Origin of the sequence: Ferrovibrio sp. (assembly GCF_017994015.1) — a bacterium.
Lineage (GTDB): Bacteria > Pseudomonadota > Alphaproteobacteria > Ferrovibrionales > Ferrovibrionaceae > Ferrovibrio.
Genome location: NZ_JAGOLP010000013.1, coordinates 71,299 through 86,352, shown reverse-complemented (window position 1 = coordinate 86,352; position 15,054 = coordinate 71,299). Strand labels below are relative to the sequence as shown.

Annotated in this window: 18 protein-coding genes; 8 read left to right on the top strand and 10 right to left on the bottom strand. The window is 61.3% G+C overall.

Annotated features, from left to right (window positions below):
* The 3 genes from KBB36_RS09420 to KBB36_RS09410 form a co-directional block, all read right to left on the bottom strand.
* On the bottom strand, positions 1-1,097 hold a 1,097-nt coding region (locus KBB36_RS09420; protein ID WP_290979267.1), incomplete at its 3' end, for a YifB family Mg chelatase-like AAA ATPase.
* Positions 1,098-1,190: 93 nt separating this feature from the next.
* Positions 1,191-1,718: a hypothetical protein gene (locus KBB36_RS09415; protein WP_290979264.1), complete on the bottom strand. Its 528-nt coding sequence runs from the start codon at positions 1,716-1,718 to the stop codon at positions 1,191-1,193.
* A gap of 181 nt (positions 1,719-1,899) precedes the next feature.
* The gene (locus KBB36_RS09410; protein WP_290979261.1) at positions 1,900-2,367 is read right to left on the bottom strand and encodes a helix-turn-helix transcriptional regulator; all 468 of its coding nucleotides are present in this window, start codon (positions 2,365-2,367) and stop codon (positions 1,900-1,902) included.
* Between the two features lie 365 nt (positions 2,368-2,732).
* On the opposite strand from KBB36_RS09410, the gene KBB36_RS09405 reads away from it, so the two are divergent.
* On the top strand, positions 2,733-3,395 hold the full coding sequence (locus KBB36_RS09405) for a hypothetical protein (protein WP_290979258.1): 663 nt from the start codon (positions 2,733-2,735) through the stop codon (positions 3,393-3,395).
* A 64-nt stretch (positions 3,396-3,459) separates the two neighbouring features.
* On the opposite strand, the gene KBB36_RS09400 is transcribed toward KBB36_RS09405, so the two are convergent.
* The gene (locus tag KBB36_RS09400) at positions 3,460-3,984 is read right to left on the bottom strand and encodes a hypothetical protein (RefSeq protein WP_290979255.1); all 525 of its coding nucleotides are present in this window, start codon (positions 3,982-3,984) and stop codon (positions 3,460-3,462) included.
* A gap of 98 nt (positions 3,985-4,082) precedes the next feature.
* A complete protein-coding gene (locus KBB36_RS09395) occupies positions 4,083-4,610 on the bottom strand; it encodes a helix-turn-helix transcriptional regulator (RefSeq protein ID WP_290979252.1) in 528 nt (175 codons plus the stop codon).
* A 373-nt stretch (positions 4,611-4,983) separates the two neighbouring features.
* Between KBB36_RS09395 and KBB36_RS09390 the strand changes: the two genes are divergently transcribed.
* Together KBB36_RS09390 and KBB36_RS09385 are read left to right on the top strand one after the other, a co-directional pair.
* On the top strand, positions 4,984-5,550 hold the full coding sequence (locus KBB36_RS09390) for a TMEM165/GDT1 family protein (protein WP_290979249.1): 567 nt from the start codon (positions 4,984-4,986) through the stop codon (positions 5,548-5,550).
* A gap of 36 nt (positions 5,551-5,586) precedes the next feature.
* Positions 5,587-6,132 carry a hypothetical protein gene (locus tag KBB36_RS09385; protein ID WP_290979246.1) on the top strand — a complete coding sequence of 182 codons (546 nt, stop codon included), beginning with the start codon at positions 5,587-5,589 and terminating at the stop codon, positions 6,130-6,132.
* Between the two features lie 7 nt (positions 6,133-6,139).
* Here the strand turns inward: KBB36_RS09385 and KBB36_RS09380 are convergent, their stop codons facing one another.
* The 4 genes from KBB36_RS09380 to KBB36_RS09365 all read right to left on the bottom strand — a co-directional run bounded on the left by KBB36_RS09380 (position 6,140) and on the right by KBB36_RS09365 (position 9,259).
* Entirely contained in the window at positions 6,140-6,772 is a 633-nt protein-coding gene (locus KBB36_RS09380; RefSeq protein ID WP_290979243.1) for a TRIC cation channel family protein, read from the bottom strand.
* 6 nt (positions 6,773-6,778) lie between these two features.
* The gene (locus KBB36_RS09375) at positions 6,779-7,567 is read right to left on the bottom strand and encodes an SDR family NAD(P)-dependent oxidoreductase (RefSeq protein WP_290979241.1); all 789 of its coding nucleotides are present in this window, start codon (positions 7,565-7,567) and stop codon (positions 6,779-6,781) included.
* Between the two features lie 66 nt (positions 7,568-7,633).
* Positions 7,634-8,887, bottom strand: coding sequence for an FAD-dependent oxidoreductase (locus KBB36_RS09370; protein ID WP_290979239.1), 1,254 nt, complete (start codon positions 8,885-8,887; stop codon positions 7,634-7,636).
* A gap of 6 nt (positions 8,888-8,893) precedes the next feature.
* Positions 8,894-9,259, bottom strand: coding sequence for a non-heme iron oxygenase ferredoxin subunit (locus tag KBB36_RS09365; RefSeq protein WP_290979236.1), 366 nt, complete (start codon positions 9,257-9,259; stop codon positions 8,894-8,896).
* A gap of 253 nt (positions 9,260-9,512) precedes the next feature.
* Here KBB36_RS09365 and KBB36_RS09360 point away from each other — a divergent pair, with 253 nt between their 5' ends.
* Genes KBB36_RS09360 through KBB36_RS09340 form a run of 5 tightly spaced genes read left to right on the top strand, consistent with a single transcriptional unit; the run spans position 9,513 to position 14,007 of the window.
* Positions 9,513-10,313 carry an ABC transporter ATP-binding protein gene (locus KBB36_RS09360; RefSeq protein ID WP_290979284.1) on the top strand — a complete coding sequence of 267 codons (801 nt, stop codon included), beginning with the start codon at positions 9,513-9,515 and terminating at the stop codon, positions 10,311-10,313.
* Positions 10,288-11,076, top strand: coding sequence for an ABC transporter permease (locus tag KBB36_RS09355; RefSeq protein WP_290979233.1), 789 nt, complete (start codon positions 10,288-10,290; stop codon positions 11,074-11,076). The genes KBB36_RS09360 and KBB36_RS09355 overlap by 26 nt, the downstream gene beginning before the upstream one ends.
* 57 nt (positions 11,077-11,133) lie before the next feature.
* On the top strand, positions 11,134-12,234 hold the full coding sequence (locus KBB36_RS09350) for an ABC transporter substrate-binding protein (RefSeq protein WP_290979231.1): 1,101 nt from the start codon (positions 11,134-11,136) through the stop codon (positions 12,232-12,234).
* A gap of 10 nt (positions 12,235-12,244) precedes the next feature.
* A complete protein-coding gene (locus tag KBB36_RS09345) occupies positions 12,245-13,513 on the top strand; it encodes a Rieske 2Fe-2S domain-containing protein (protein ID WP_290979228.1) in 1,269 nt (422 codons plus the stop codon).
* A 14-nt stretch (positions 13,514-13,527) separates the two neighbouring features.
* Positions 13,528-14,007, top strand: a complete 480-nt coding sequence (locus KBB36_RS09340) for an aromatic-ring-hydroxylating dioxygenase subunit beta (protein WP_290979225.1) — start codon at positions 13,528-13,530, stop codon at positions 14,005-14,007.
* Here KBB36_RS09340 and KBB36_RS09335 read toward each other — a convergent pair.
* Positions 14,004-15,044 (bottom strand): LacI family DNA-binding transcriptional regulator, encoded by a 1,041-nt coding sequence (locus tag KBB36_RS09335; protein ID WP_290979222.1) that lies wholly within the window; start codon positions 15,042-15,044, stop codon positions 14,004-14,006. The two genes, KBB36_RS09340 and KBB36_RS09335, sit on opposite strands and share 4 nt — an antisense overlap.
* Positions 15,045-15,054 lie beyond the last annotated feature (10 nt).

Here is a 15,054-nt window from a genome sequence, read left to right as displayed (position 1 = left end):
GCCTTGCTGCAAGCCTGGGCCGGATCGGCCAGATAGCCGCAGCGGCAGGGATTCATCGCCGCCACCAGCTGCACCCGGGCCGGATAGCTGACATGGGCATTGGCGCGGGCCACCACGGCACGGCCGCTTTCCAGCGGCTGGCGCAGCGAGTCGAGTACGGTGCGGCCGAATTCCGGCAATTCATCCAGGAACAACACGCCCAGATGCGCCAGGCTCACTTCGCCCGGGCGGGCGCGGTGGCCGCCGCCGATCAGCGCCGCCATCGACGCGGAATGATGCGGATTGCGAAACGGCCGCTGCCGCGTCAGCCGGCCATTCTCAAGCTGGCCGGCCAGCGAGGCGATCATGCTCACTTCCAGGATTTCTGCGGTTTCAAGCGGCGGCAGCAGGCCTGGCAGGCGCTGCGCCAGCATGGATTTGCCGGCCCCGGGCGGGCCGATCAGCAGCAGGTTATGGCCACCCGCCGCCGCCACTTCCAGGGCGCGCTTGGCGCTTTCCTGGCCCTTGATATCGCGCAGATCAAGCCGCGCCACAGGCTCCAGCGCGGCTTCGGCGCGTGGCAAGGGCAAAGCCTGGCTGCCCTTGAAATGGTTCACCAGCGCCAGCAGGCTGGGCGCCGCCAGCACGCCGCCGCTGCTTTCATGCGTAGCGCCGGCCCAGGCCGCCTCGCTGCCCTGGCTGCCGGGGCAGATCAGGCCCTTGCCCATGCCGTTGGCGGCGATGGCGGCCGGCAGCACGCCAGCCACCGCGCCGATGGCGCCATCCAGCGCCAGTTCGCCCAGGGCCACATGCTCGTCCAATGCATCCAGCGGCAGCACCCCCATGGCGCCGAGCAGGGCCAGCGCAATCGGCAGGTCAAAATGGCTGCCTTCCTTGGGCAGGTCGGCGGGCGCGAGGTTGACGGTGATGCGCTTCGGCGGCAGGCCCAGGCCGATGGCGCCCAGAGCGGCGCGCACCCGTTCGCGGCTTTCCGCCACCGCCTTGTCGGCCAGGCCGACGATGGTGAAGGCCGGCAGGCCGGCGCTGACCTGCACCTGCACATCCACCGGCAACACCTCGATGCCCTGGAAGGCCACGCTCTGGATGCGGGCGACCATTTAGCGTTTTGCGGCAATAAAGGGGGCATTATACATGCCATGATGATAGCCAAGCGCCATGCCCTTGCCAATCTCGCGATGCAGGCCGGGCCGTCAGCGCCGGATTTCCACTTTCACGACATTGCCTTTCACATGCGTGACGCGGGCATATTGGCCGTTTTGCAGCACGCGGCCCTCCTGCAAGAGGTGGGTGAAGCTGGCAGCGGCCTGCTGATGCGGAAACCGGATTCTGCCGATCAGGAAAGTGTGATGCTGCACAATGCGATCATCGGCATCGCGCAATTCGGGTCGCAGCCAGATATAGCCCTCGATCTGCTCGCCCTTGCCCTGCCTCACCTTATCCAGCAGGTCGGCCTGCGCCATGCTGGGGCGGCTTTCCAGCAACACCATGCCGCCACTGATCACCAGGCCGAAGCTCAGCAAAATCGTGGAATAGGAGAGTAAACCTGCCAAGAACGCGCCGGGGCTGCGTTCAGGCTCAAACCACTGATCGCGATTGCCCAGCCAAAGCAGGCTCGCACAGCCAATCAGCCCGAACAGCACCAGGAAAGGCAGGTAGACCGGTGTGCTCCTGGCCGGCACCCATAATTCGGTGAATTCGTAGGCAACCTCAAAGGCCATACCGTGTGCAGTGATCCCGGCTGATGCTTTAAAACCGCCGGGTTAAACCGGCGCCCCATAACAACAATCACTAGACGATGCTGGGTGGTTTTTGCCAGCAAAAATAGCAGTTGGTTGTGGTTATAAAACAAAAACAGCCGGCCCCGTTGCCAGGGCCGGCTGCTGAAAGCTCGGATTTACCTTACGCGTTGGCGGCGATCTTCTCGCTGCCGATATCGGCATTGTTGCCGGTCGGGTGCATGTTCTTGGCGGCGGTCTTCACCAGCTCGAAGATGGTGGAGCGCAGGTCCTGGCTCGGGATGCGGCCAAAGTAGCGCACCAGCTCCAGCGCCTGGCGGCGCGAGGCATCGCCGTAATCAAAGCGGGTTTCGCTCTGCTCGCCGTTATCCTCGGCGCCCAGCGGCGTGTTGGCCTTGATATCCTCGAAGAAGAAGGACGGGGTGACATTGAGAATGGTGGAGAACTGCATCAAGCGGCTGGCGCCGATGCGGTTGAGGCCTTTCTCGTATTTCTGGATCTGCTGAAACGTGATGCCGACGGCCTGGCCCAGCACGGTCTGGCTCATGCCGGCCAGGGTGCGGGCTTCACGCAGGCGGGCGCCAACCAGGATGTCATGCGGATTCGGATGGGTTTTCGGCGGCTTCGACACGGTTGTATCTCCAGACGTTGAACGCTGACCAAATGTGCGTCCGCCGAAGGCTGACGCATGTCCAGTAAGGATGTGACTCAGAATTGTCCAAAGTGGAAAATTTTGCAAGGAGAAATGTCGTTTATGGAAACTTTCTTTGGCTCTGTCTGCACAAATATTGCGGCATTAGGCCGTGCACTGCTCGTTCTGTGCCAGATTAAACCCCGCATTAACCATCACCTCATTAGAAATTTGCCGGTCTGAATGCAACTGCTCAGACGGGGCGGCATGATTCAGGCGGCTACCAGAGAGGGGATAGCAGCATGCGGAAAACACCTTATACATCCCAAACGTATATAGACGGCATTCTTGAGCAGCTTCAGGCTATGAAATACACCGTATTTCTAGAGCCTGACTTGCGTGACTGGGCCAGCTTCCTGAAGGGACAGCCGGCTACAATCGGCCTGAATGCCACCTTCAACCCGCAGCATCATGACCTCAAGCCCGGCGATGACCTGTATTGGTTGCGGGTGATGCAGGCTGACAAGCCGGTTGCCTGCATTGCCTATCGCATGTTCGACCTGCCAGGCGGCTGGATCAGCTTCCTGCGTTCGGGCCGGCTGTGGTCGCAATATCTGGCGCCGCTATCCTATCCCCGGGTGGTGCACCCCACCAGCCGGGATTATGTCGGCCGCATTGGCCATCATGGCGGCCTGTGGGTGCATCCCGAGCATCGTGGCCAGCATCTGAACTTCTACCTGACCCATCTGGTGCGGGCGCGCTCGCTACAATATTACAATGTCGACCATCATTGCGGCGTGGTGTTTGAGGGGCTGAAGGATTCCGGCCTGCCGCTGCGCCCGGATGGCTATGCCTATGAGCGGCTTGACCTGTCGATGGAAGGTTTCCTGCAAACCGTTGGCCAGCAATCGCGGCTTTACACCACTTATATCTCGCGCGCCGGCATGCTGAAGCAGATTGCCGCCGGGCCGCAACTGCCGCAGGTGAAAGCGCCGGCTGCGCTGCTCAAGCAGGGCCGCGCTGCCTGATACAAAAAAACGGCGCGGCAAAAGGCCAGCCGCGCCGTTTTTTCAAGCAGTCTGCTCTATCGGATCAATGCAGCACTTCGCTGAGCCGGCGGCGGCTGAGCAAAGGATGCACCAGCGTCACCACATGGGTAACCTTGCCGGCGGTGATAAAGGGAAACATGATGCGCTGATAAACGCGCTCGGGCATCGACACGGTGTAGAAGGCCGGCAGGCCAAGCTGCTTGACCTGGGAATAGGTGTGCATCGCCACTTGTTTGGCCGGGCCTGATTCGATCACGCCAATCGGCCGGCCTACATAATGCTCGCCATCCATGACAAAGCTGTGCAGTTCCTGGTCCACCATGACATATTCCTCAACCGCCTCGGCCGAGGTATCCACCATATGCGCGGGATCGGGCGCAAACACCCAGCGCGCCCGCTTCAGAAAAGCCGGTGCGTCCGTGCTGCGCTTGCCGAACCGCTCATAGATCGCCAGCGCCAACGAGGTTTTTCCGTCAGCGGCAGCGGCTTCGCGTATTTCGGTATAGTCGATCTGCACCACGGATTTGTCCGCGCCGCGGATCGTATGACGCTTACTCGAAGTGAGCATGGCCCTGTCTACCGACCCGAAATTTTGACGTCCCGAGTCCGATAGTACCGACTTTTAACTTGTGCCGGTAGCATTTTTTGCAGTTATAGGATGAATTTCTAGTAGTTTTCGGGCAGACCCTGTTCCACCACAACGCCCGGCCGATCCCGGGTAGCCTGCTGTTCGGCCTGTTGTTTCAGGCTGCGCTCGATCAGATGGGCGCGTTGCACGGCATTCAGGCCGATATCAAGGGTTGCAGCAACCTCATGGGCATGGATATCGGCATCCAGAAACGCCCGTTGCTCGGTATCGCCGGTGGCAGCGCCTTCCATAACCGCCAACAAATGCGGGCGGAATCGGGCCGGCACGGCCTGCCACAGCTTGGCCATGGCGGCGCTATCCTCGGCGCTGGTCTCGCCCGGCACAATCTGAATGTCTGCATGCTGGCCCGGCGGGCTGAGCAAGGCGGCCGGGCTGCGGCCATAGGCGGTCGCCAGTCGATGCAGCCAGCGATCCGTCACCCGCAGACGACCATTTTCCAGCTTGCTCAGCGCCGAAGCCGTGCAACTGATCCGATCAGCCGCCTCGGTCAGGGTCAAATTGCAGAACTGGCGCCACAGTTTCAGGTGGTTCGGCGGGGTCGACATGCGGACAATCTCTATTAGGACGGCACACAATAACATTTTACATGGAATTTACCAATCTTGTCCAAAGTGGAAAAATTGTTCTGATTGAACCCATCAGTAAGACTGGAAAACCGTTACCATTGGCGGTATACGGAGCGCGTTCCATTGGGGAGTAGCCTCCCGCCCGGCAGCCGCCAGCATTTCCAGCAACGGAAACGGCGTGTCGCGAGCGGGGGTGGCGTCAACAGACTAGGTGTTGCGGCTTGCCGTACCGCCTTGGCGCTTCCGGCCGGTTCGGCTTGGCGAGACCTTTGGCTTCATACGCTGTTCCCGGGGTTGGGCGCGGCGGATGAGCCATTGGCCTTGTAGCGTCCGACCCCTGTGTATGCCCCACATGCCAGAAGCTTTCCTCACCGTCACCGGCCTGGTTGCCATCGCCGAAATCGGCGACAAGACACAGCTACTCTCACTCTTGCTGGCGGCGAAGTTCCGCCGCCCCTGGCCGATCCTGGCCGGTATCCTGCTGGCTACTGTTGCCAACCATGCCCTGGCCGCCTGGGCCGGCGTGTGGCTGGATCAACTGGTGGAACCACACTATTTGCGCTGGGCGCTGGGCGCTTCGTTCATTGCCATGGCGGTATGGACCCTGAAACCGGATCAGCTTGGCGAGGACGAAGCGCCGGTGAAGGCTGGCCGTTTCGGCGCTTTCCTCGGCACGCTGCTGGCGTTTTTCCTGGCCGAAATCGGCGACAAGACCCAGGTGGCCACCACGGCGCTGGCGGCGCGCTATGGCGAAGTGCTGGTGGTGACCGCGGCTTCCACCCTGGGGTTGTTCGCCGTCAATGCGCCGGTGGTTTTGCTGGGAGAGCGCATCATGCGGGTGCTGCCGCTGGATCTGGTGCGTAAGCTGGCTGCCGCCGCCTTTTTGATTATCGGTGTCGTCACCTTGATTGGTTGGTAGGTATGGTTAAGATGCACCCGTAGAAATGGCGGTGCGATGGCGCGGATCGGACAAAAAACCTATTCAGCAGCGGAAATTAAAACCCTGCTGGAGGCGTTGGAGAAGCAGACCCGTCGCGCCGCCAAAAAGGCCGACGCTGCCATCGACCGCATTTCGCGGCTGGCTTTTGAGCCTTATTACGAATACCGCGAATCGCTGCTGGAGCTGGAAGGTGTGATCGTGCTGATCGAGGATCGCATGGCCAATGCCGACGAGCGCGCCCTGGCCCAGCTGGCCGATTATCACGCCAAGCTGATTGCCAACCTGCTGCGCATGAAGATCGATGTGATCCTGCGGGTGTTTCCGGCACTGGAAGTGGCGGCCAGCCTGCCGATGGGGGCGCAGAAGGTGTTTCTCGCCACATTGTGGGAGATGAAGGAAACCGTGGCGCATATTGATCGCGCGCAGATGAGCCATCTGCTGGATGCCGATGCCCGCAAACGCCTGCTGGTGGCCGAGACAATCCTGGGCGATGTGGCGCAGCGTGCGCCGCGCCTGCTGGAAATGGCCGAATTGCAGGGCCGCGAACTGCTGAAGAAATAGGTCGCGATCAATACGGCACTTTCGGCAGGCTCCAGCCCTGCCACACTGCCAGCAGGCGGATCACAAAACACAGCGTGCCGCCGGCCAGGGCCACCAGCGCCAGTGGCAGCCGCAGCCGCAGCCGCAGGCCGATCACCACCAGCACGGCGCCGGCAAAGGCGGCGGTGGCATAGATTTCCGAATGCAGGATCAGCGGCACACGGGCCAGCAGCATGTCGCGCACCACGCCGCCGCCCACGCCGGTGACGGTGCCGAGCAGGGCAGCCGCCAGGCCATTCACGCCGGCGCCATGCGCCTTGATCGTGCCGGCCACGGCAAACAGCCCCAGCGCCGCTGCATCCAGCACGATGATCGGCAGCATCGGCAGCCGCAGGGCATGTGAGCCCAACAGATAAACCAGCGCGGCGGCCAGGAAGGCGGTGCTGGCCAGGCGCCAATCCTTGATTGCCACCGGCGGCAGCGCCCCGATCAGCACATCGCGAATCAGGCCGCCAACCAAAGCGGTGGAAAAGGCCAGCACCAGCATGCCGACCGGATCAAGCCCGGCGCGCACCGCGATCAAGGCGCCTTGCAGCGCAAACAGGAAGGTGCCGGCCAGATCGGCGAAAAACACCAGCCGCAGCAATGGCGTGGTCACCATGGCCGATCAGCTATTGCGGCGCTGGCCGCGCAGGGTGGGCAGGCCGATGCCGGTGGCATCAAAGCCGCCATCCACTGCCAGCACCTGGCCGGTGATGTAGCTGGCTTCACTGCTGCACAGGAAGTAAATCGCATTGGCCAGTTCGGTTTCCAGGCCATAGCGGTTAAGCGGGATATGGTCGTGATAATCGGCGCGGATTTCCGGCGTGTGCACGGCCTTGGCCATGGCGGTTTCCACCGGCCCCGGCGCCACGGCATTAACCCTGATGCCATATTCGCCCAGTTCCGCCGCCTGCTGTTTGGTCAGATGCGCCAAAGCCGCCTTGCTGGTGCCATAGGCAACGCGCAGGGTGGAAGCGCGCAGGCCGGAGATCGAGGTGATGTTGACCACGGCGCCGCCGCCCTGGTCGCGCATCAGCGCCGCCGCCGCCTGGGTGGCCAGGAAGGGCGCGGTCAGGTTCACGGCCAGCACGCGATTCCAATCGGCCAGCGTCACCTCCAGCATCGGCTTGAACACTGCGATGCCGGCATTGTTCACCAGCGCATCCAGCCGGCCAAAATGCGCATGGGCGCGCTGCACGGCCCCGGCTATGGCGGCGGCATCCGACAGATCGACAACAAGCGCCAGGGTGCGATCTGGCTGCGCCAGCGCCGCGATGCTTGCCTGCAATTCATCGGCCAGGATATCAAGCAGGGCGACGCGCCAGCCTTCGGCGAGGAATTTCTTCGCCGCCGCCAGACCGATGCCGCGCGCCGCGCCGGTGATCAGCGCTACCTTGCTATCTGCTTCGCTCATGTCGCGTTCCACCCTTTGTCCTTGTCTGGTTCGGGGCGTGAATAGAGCACAATTCCCGCAGCCGCGTCAGGCTGCCAGGCTACGCAATCTCTGTCCCGGATCAGCCAGGCGAGCGGGGTCGAGCTCCAGGCCGTGCTGGAAGCCGCGCTCGATCAAGTTTTGCCCCACCCGCGCATCGGCCATGGCATTGACGGTTACCGCCAGTCGCAAGCGGCCCTGTTTCAGGCCAAACCAGCCCAGTGGCCCGTTGCCATCCAGGTTGCCACGCTGCACCAGGGTGAGGCCATCTTCCAGCAGGCCGGCGATGTGGATCATCGCATCATGCTGGCCGGACCAGAACCACGGCACAGCATCAAAAGGTGCCTCAACACCCAACATCGCCTTGGCCACCGCGGCACCCTGTAACTGCGCCGCCTGCCAAGATTCAAGCCGCAATGGTCGGTCGTAACGCGGGTGAAGCCAGCGCGCCACGTCGCCAGCGGTGAAGATGCGCGGCAAGGCGGTGCGGCCTTGGGCATCGGCCAGAATGCCGCCGATGCAATCCAGGCCCAGACTGGCGCCCAGATCGGTGTTTGGCACCGCGCCAACAGCTTCCAGCACCAGGCGGCAAGGCAGGCGTTCGCCATCGGCGAGGAGCAGCCCGGCGACGTGGCCATCATCGGTTATTTCATAGGCCAGTGGTTGAGCATTGGTGCGGATCGTCACGCCGTGGCGCTCATGCCATTGCTGCAACCATGCGGCAATCGCGGCCGGCAGGCGGCCATGCAGAAGCTGGGGCGCGCTTTCCAGTACGGTGACGGCCAGGCCCAGGCTGCGCAGGCTGGCAGCAGCCTCCAGGCCCAGAAAACCGCCGCCGAGAATAACCACCGGGCTGTCGCAGCGACCGGCTTGGGCCGCTTCGGCGGCCAGGCGCAATGCCACGGCATCATCCAGGCTGCGCAAGGTGAAGATGCCGGCAGCCTCGGTGCCGGGCAGGCCAAGCCGGCGCGGCTTAGCGCCGGTGGCTAGAAGTAGACTATCGAAAGCCAGGCTGCGGCCATCGGAAAGCCTTGCCGCACCGGGCGCCGGCTCAATTTCCACCACGCTCTGGCCCAGATGCAACCGCAGCCCGGCTTCGGCCAAGCGGTTGGGATTGGCAATGGCGCAGGCTTCCGGTGTGGTCTTGCCTAGCAAAACCTCCTTGGAGAGCGGCGGTCGCTCATAAGGTGCATGCGGCTCGTCGCCAACCAGCGTTATGGCCTCGCCGTAGCCAATTTCACGCAAGCTCAGAGCGGTGCGGATCGCCGCCTGGCCGCCGCCGATGATCAGCAGATTGCGCATGGTGGTTCAGGCTTCCGGCCATTCGACCTGGATTTCGTCATTTTCCACACGCACCGGATAGACCGCCAGATCCTCGGTCACCGGATCGCCCAGCGCTTTGCCGCTGGGAATATGAAAGCGGCCCTGATGCAGGGGGCATTCGATCACGTCGCCATCCAGATAGCCGTCAGTCAGCAGGGCATATTGATGCGAGCAGATATTCGAGGTCGCGTAATAGCGGTCGCCCAGCTTGAACACCGCAATGTCCTTGCCGTCGAGTTTTGCGGCGAGCATGTCCTCCTCGCTGAGGGAGGGCAATTTAGCAATACATTTCCATACCATAGAAGAAATCCATGCGGTTTTGGGCGACGGGTTGATGTGCTGCAGCAGCACCAGAGACTGCCGGCAAAAGCTAATCGTATACGTAATACGATATGGAATTTTTGAAAAGCCATAATTTGCCCATTTTTTATACTTACAAGAAAATGGATAAATATAAGCCAATTGCTTATAATTTAACCGTTTACAAATGTGCCCAAAATTTAGTAATAGCTTAATCGTATACGATATACATTTCCGGGTGAGGGGTGTGATGGACGCGAATGAAAGCCGGGAGCCGGCTAAATCGGGAGGCCCGCTGGTGCGTATGCGTGGCCTGGGTAAGCAATACCGCACCCGTGCCGGCGAGCCGGTGAATGCGCTTTCCAATGTCGATCTGGATATCGGCCGCAGCGAATTCCTTACCGTGGTGGGGCCGAGTGGCTGCGGCAAGACCACGCTGATGCGCATCCTGGCCGGGCTGGAGGATCACACCAGCGGTGCCCTGCTGATTGATGGAGTTCAGGCGGCCGGGCCACGTCCGGATGTCAGCATGGTGTTCCAGCAGGCCACGCTGCTGCCCTGGCGCACGGTGATGCAGAACGTGTTGCTGCCGCGCCAGTTGCGGAAGACCATGCGCGCCGATACCGAGCAGCAGGCGCGCGACCTGCTTGGCATGGCCGGGCTGCATGGCTTTGAGAATAAGTATCCGTTCGAGCTTTCCGGCGGCATGCAGCAGCGCGTTTCAATCTGCCGTGCGCTGTTGTGCAATCCGAAAATCCTGCTGATGGATGAACCATTCGGCGCGCTTGATGCCATGACGCGCGAAACCATGAATGTGGAACTGCTGAAAATCTGGCAGCGGCAGCAGGCCACGGCAGTGTTCATCACCCATTCGATCCCCGAAGCGGTGTTTCTTGGCGATCGTGTGCTGGTGATGACGCCGCGTCCGGGCCGTATTGCCCGCATCATCGATGTACCGCTGCCGCGTCCGCGCAGCCGCCAGACCATGATGGATCCTGCTTTCGGCCGCATCTGTGAAGAGATCCGCGCCCTGTTTGATGAACACGCCCATAGCCAGGCAGCTCAGGAGGCTTCCGAAAATGCGCCAGCTTCGCTCTCGTTTTGAAGTGCTCAGCGTTCTGCTGGTGATTCTGGTGCTGTGGGAAGGCACCATCCGCCTTGCCGGCATCGCGCCCTATGTCATGCCGGCACCCTCGGCCATCCTGCTGCGCCTGGTTGAAGTGATCCGCGACGGCCTGATCTGGCCACATCTCTTCACCACCACGATCACCATCCTGTCTGGCCTGGGCATTGGCATCATGGCGGGGCTGGGCTTCGGTGCCCTGGTTGGCGTGCTGCCGGCGGTGGAGCGGTTGATTTATCCCTATATCGTTGCATTGCAGACAGTGCCCAAGATCGCCATCGCGCCGCTCTTTGTGCTGTGGTTCGGTTATGGCATCGCTTCCAAGATCGTGGTGGCGGCGCTGATCAGCTTCTTCCCGGTGCTGGTGGCAGTGATTGCCGGTTTGCGCAGCGCGGATCGTGACCAGATCGACATGATGTATCTGTTCGGTGCTTCGCGCTGGCAGTCCTTCCTGCACCTGCGCCTGTTCGCCGCTTTGCCGATGCTGTTCGCCGGTATCGAGATAGCCTCGGTGATGGCCGTGATCGGTGCTGTGGTGGGCGAGTTCGTCGGCGCCCAGGCCGGGCTGGGTTATCTGATCACCAGCATGAACTTCAACCTGGATGTGCCAGGCGTATTCGCCGTGCTGATCGTTCTGTCCAGCATCGGCATCACCGTGCATGGCTGCGCCAAGTATCTCGGCCGCACCCTGGTTTTCTGGACACGCAATGAAAGTCGCCCGGCCACGGGCGTCGCTCCGCATTAAAGTTTTTTTCCTCAGTACAGCCATTCCCCAAACAGCCGCAAGAAAAGGAACAACGCCATGAAGTCGACCCGTCGTAGTCTTTTGCTCGGTGCTGCCATCTGCGCCACCTGGTTTGCCACTGCCGCGCAGCCGGCGCTGGCTGCTGATCTGGAAAAATTGCGCGCGCTGATTCCGGTGCGCCTGATTGACGAAGCCTTCTCGCCCTTCGTTGTTGCCAAGCATATGGGCTATTTCGAGGCCGAGGGGCTGGATGTGGAATTGCTCGCGGCGGGTGGTTCCAACGAAGTGGCCATCCAGATTGCCGCCGGCAATGGCGATGTCGGCGCCGCTTCGCCGGGTCAGGCGCTGATCGGCATGCAGTCCGGTTTCAACATGCCGGTGCAGTATTACTACAATCTCTATTACCAGAACATCTGGTCGATTTCGGTGCTGCCGGAAAGCCCGATCAAGTCAGTTACAGAATTGAAGGGCAAGAAGCTTGGTGTTGCCTCGCTGGGCAGTGCCGGCCTCACTTTCGGCCGCGCCTTTCTTGCCAAGGCGGGCCTGAACCCGGATAGCGATGCCAATTTCCTCGCCATTGGCGCGGGCGCCCAGGCCATGACCTCGCTGCGCCAGGGTGCGGTGGATGCAATGGTGTTCTGGGATGCGGCCCTGGCCAAATTCGAGGTCAACGGCATGAAGACCCGCGACCTGCCGGTTGATCCTGATTTGCTCACCCTGCCGGATGTGTCGCTGATCGTGCAGCCCGACCGGCTGAAGGCCAAGGCCAAGCAGCTTGAGGGCTTCGCCCGTGCTGTTTCCAAGGGCTACGATTTTACCATGGCCAATCCGGCCGCAGCCGTCGCGATCACCTGGAAATACTATCCGGCGGCACGGCCCAAGGCGGAAACCCCGGCGGCGGCGATGGAAGAGGGCATCAAGGTGAATCAGCGCCGCATGGCAATCTGGTCCTCGCCCAAAACCAACGGCCAGAATGGCCTGTTCATCGAGGAAGACTGGATGCGCCTGGTGGATTTCATGATCCAGCAGCGCCTGATGACCGAGAAGGTGAAGCCGACCCGCATCTTCACCAACGAAATGATCCCGGCGATCAACAAATATGATCGCGCTGCCTTGATCGCTTCGGCCAAGACGGTCGATCCGGCTTCCATCAAGTAAGGCAATCGTTATGCAGGCAATATCTTCCGAAACCCGGCAGGGGGCGCAGCCCCTGCCGGAACTGAACTGGCCGGCCGGGGAATATGCCGCTGTGCCATATCAGGTCTACCTCGATCCGGCGATTTATGAAGCCGAACAGACCAAGCTGTTCCGCGGCCCGGTCTGGCATCCGCTTGGGCTGGCGATGGAAGTGCCCAATCCGGGCGATTTCAAGACCACCTGGATCGGTGATACGCCAATTCTGCTGATCCGCGATGAAGCCGGCCAGCTCAATGCCTTCATCAACCGCTGTGCTCATCGCGGCACCACGTTGTGCTACGAGCCTTCAGGCAATCGCAAGGTGCTATCCTGCGTCTACCATAATTGGTGCTTCGACCTGCAGGGCAATCTCAAAAGCGTTGCCTTCCAGCATGGCATCCGGCGCCAGGGTGGTTTGCCGCAGGATTTCTGCATGGGCGATCATGGTCTCACCCGGTTGCGGGTTGGTCAGGTGGCAGAACTGGTCTTTGCCAGCTTCTCGGCAGAAGCACCGGCCTTGGAGGAGTATCTCGGCGAGGTGATGATCCGGCACATGCACCGCATCTTCAATCGGCCGATGCAGATCCTGGGCACCTATTCCCAGTATATGAAAAACAACTGGAAGCTCTATATGGAGAATGTGAAGGACTCGTATCATGCGAGCCTGCTGCACACCTTCTTCACCACCTTCAAGCTCAACCGCCTGACCATGGAAGGCGGCCTGGTGCTGGATGAAACCGGCGGCCACCATATCAGCTTTTCCAAAGTGGCCAGTGAGGATGCCAACGACAAGACCTACGACAATGCCGAATTGCGGGCGCAGAAGAATGACTTTGATCTGCATGACCGCGCCCTGCTGAAAACCTTCCCGGAATTCGACGACGGCATCACTCACGCCATCCAGGGTATCTTTCCGAATCTAATTGTGCAGCAGATTCAGAATTCATTGGCCGTGCGCATTCTGGTGCCGCGTGCGGTGGATGAATGCGAATTGTATTGGATTCTGCTCGGCTATGCCGATGACGATGCCGATAAGCGCCAGATGCGTGTGCGGCAGAGTAATCTGGTTGGCCCGGCCGGCCTGGTTTCGATGGAAGACGGTATCATCGGTAGCCTGGTGCAGCGCGCCGTGCGCCGCGAAGGCGAGGCAAGTACGGTGTTGCAAATGGGGGGGCGCAGCGTCGAGAACCAGAAATCCCGCGTCAGCGAGGCATCCGTGCGCGGCTTCTGGAAGGCTTATCGCGGCATTATGCAGATTTGAGGAGTGCGGCGCTCATGGCCGACAAGAATAGCTACCTGCCTGCGGTGCAGGATCTGATCCATCGTTATGTGCATCTGGTGGATGACGACAAGCTGGAAGCATTGCCCGATCTATTCGTTGAGCAGGCTTCCTATCGTATCATCTCGCGGCGCAGCCATGAACAGGGCCAGGTGATCGGCATCCTGCAATGTGACAGCCGCGCGATGCTCCGCGACCGTATCGCCTCAATGCGCCGCGCCAATATCTTCGAACCGCATCGGTATCGTCATATGGTCAGCGCCACGTTGATCGAGGCGTTGGATGCGGATGGCACGCTGCATGTCGCCACCAACTATTATGTCACCCGCATCATGGAAGGCGGCAGCTTTGAGCTGTTCAGCACCGGTGTCTATCGCGACACCATCATACAGCAGGATGGCGAATGGCTGTTTCGCGAGCGCCTCGTCGTGTGCGATTCCACCCGGATTGACTCGCTGCTGGTGATCCCGATCTAGGCACTTTTGCGCTGTACCAGGGCGAAGCCCACATCAACGATGCGGGCCTTGTCCTTGCCGGGTTGTAGCTTGCCTTCCACCCGGGCCACCAGCATCTCGGCGGCAACACGGCCGATTTCGGCGCCGTCGATACGCAGGCTGGTCAGCGGCGGATCGGCATCCTCGCCAAAGCTTTGATCGCCATAGCCGATCACTGCCAGTTTGTCGGGTATAACGATCTGGCGATGCCGGGCCTCGATCAAAGCGCCCAATGCCAGATTGTCCGAGCCGCAGAATACGCCGTCAATGTCGGGCAGCCGGGCCAGCAGGGTGGCCAGTCCGGTGCGGCCGGCGCCCATCGGTGTCGGCGCCTCGGCTTCATGCACCGGGATGTCGATGGCCTTGCCGGCCAGCTTGCGGAATTGTTCAATGAAGGCTGTAGCGCGCAGTCCGGCGCGGCGGTCATCAGGCGAAATGATTGCCGGTCGTCGGCAGCCGCGCGCATATAGATGCCTGGCCGCAGCCCGGCCGATGGCGGGATGCGAAAACCCAACCAGCATGTCAATCGGCTTTGGCGTCAGATCCCAGGTTTCCACCACGGGTATCTGTGCGGCCTGCAATTGTCGGCGTACCTCGGGCGAATGCACGATGCCGGTCAGGATGATGCCATCGGGGCGCCGGCCGATAATGGCACTGAGCAAAGCCGCCTCGCTGGCTTCGTCATAGCCGCCCTGGCCGATCAGCAATTGATAGCCATGCTGGCGCAGATGCTGCGCCACCTGCTGCATGGTGGCGGTGAACATGGCGCCGCTGATGCTGGGCACCAGCGCCACGATCAGGCGGCTGCGGCTGGAGGAAAGCGAGCCGGCCAGCAGGTTGGGCGTGTAGCCCAGGCGGCGCACCGCCTGGCGCACTTTTTCCAGGGTCTGCGGCGATACCCGGTCAGGTGTGTTGAGGGCGCGGGAAACCGTGATCTTGGTCACGCCAAGCTCGGCTGCGATATCCGCCAGGGTTGGCGTCTTCGCAGATGCAGCACGGATTTTGGCGGGTTGCTTCACAATTGCAGTA

Bases quoted from the DNA above. Each gene is read 5' to 3' on its own strand.
- KBB36_RS09360 (WP_290979284.1), top strand. From the start codon at position 9,513: ATGCGTGGCCTGGGTAAGCAATACCGCACCCGTGCCGGCGAGCCGGTG.
- KBB36_RS09380 (WP_290979243.1), bottom strand. From the start codon at position 6,772: ATGGTGACCACGCCATTGCTGCGGCTGGTGTTTTTCGCCGATCTGGCC.
- KBB36_RS09390 (WP_290979249.1), top strand. From the start codon at position 4,984: ATGCCAGAAGCTTTCCTCACCGTCACCGGCCTGGTTGCCATCGCCGAA.
- KBB36_RS09350 (WP_290979231.1), top strand. From the start codon at position 11,134: ATGAAGTCGACCCGTCGTAGTCTTTTGCTCGGTGCTGCCATCTGCGCC.
- KBB36_RS09375 (WP_290979241.1), bottom strand. From the start codon at position 7,567: ATGAGCGAAGCAGATAGCAAGGTAGCGCTGATCACCGGCGCGGCGCGC.
- KBB36_RS09385 (WP_290979246.1), top strand. From the start codon at position 5,587: ATGGCGCGGATCGGACAAAAAACCTATTCAGCAGCGGAAATTAAAACC.
- KBB36_RS09405 (WP_290979258.1), top strand. From the start codon at position 2,733: ATGAAATACACCGTATTTCTAGAGCCTGACTTGCGTGACTGGGCCAGC.
- KBB36_RS09395 (WP_290979252.1), bottom strand. From the start codon at position 4,610: ATGTCGACCCCGCCGAACCACCTGAAACTGTGGCGCCAGTTCTGCAAT.
- KBB36_RS09370 (WP_290979239.1), bottom strand. From the start codon at position 8,887: ATGCGCAATCTGCTGATCATCGGCGGCGGCCAGGCGGCGATCCGCACC.
- KBB36_RS09415 (WP_290979264.1), bottom strand. From the start codon at position 1,718: ATGGCCTTTGAGGTTGCCTACGAATTCACCGAATTATGGGTGCCGGCC.
- KBB36_RS09345 (WP_290979228.1), top strand. From the start codon at position 12,245: ATGCAGGCAATATCTTCCGAAACCCGGCAGGGGGCGCAGCCCCTGCCG.
- KBB36_RS09355 (WP_290979233.1), top strand. From the start codon at position 10,288: ATGCGCCAGCTTCGCTCTCGTTTTGAAGTGCTCAGCGTTCTGCTGGTG.
- KBB36_RS09400 (WP_290979255.1), bottom strand. From the start codon at position 3,984: ATGCTCACTTCGAGTAAGCGTCATACGATCCGCGGCGCGGACAAATCC.
- KBB36_RS09340 (WP_290979225.1), top strand. From the start codon at position 13,528: ATGGCCGACAAGAATAGCTACCTGCCTGCGGTGCAGGATCTGATCCAT.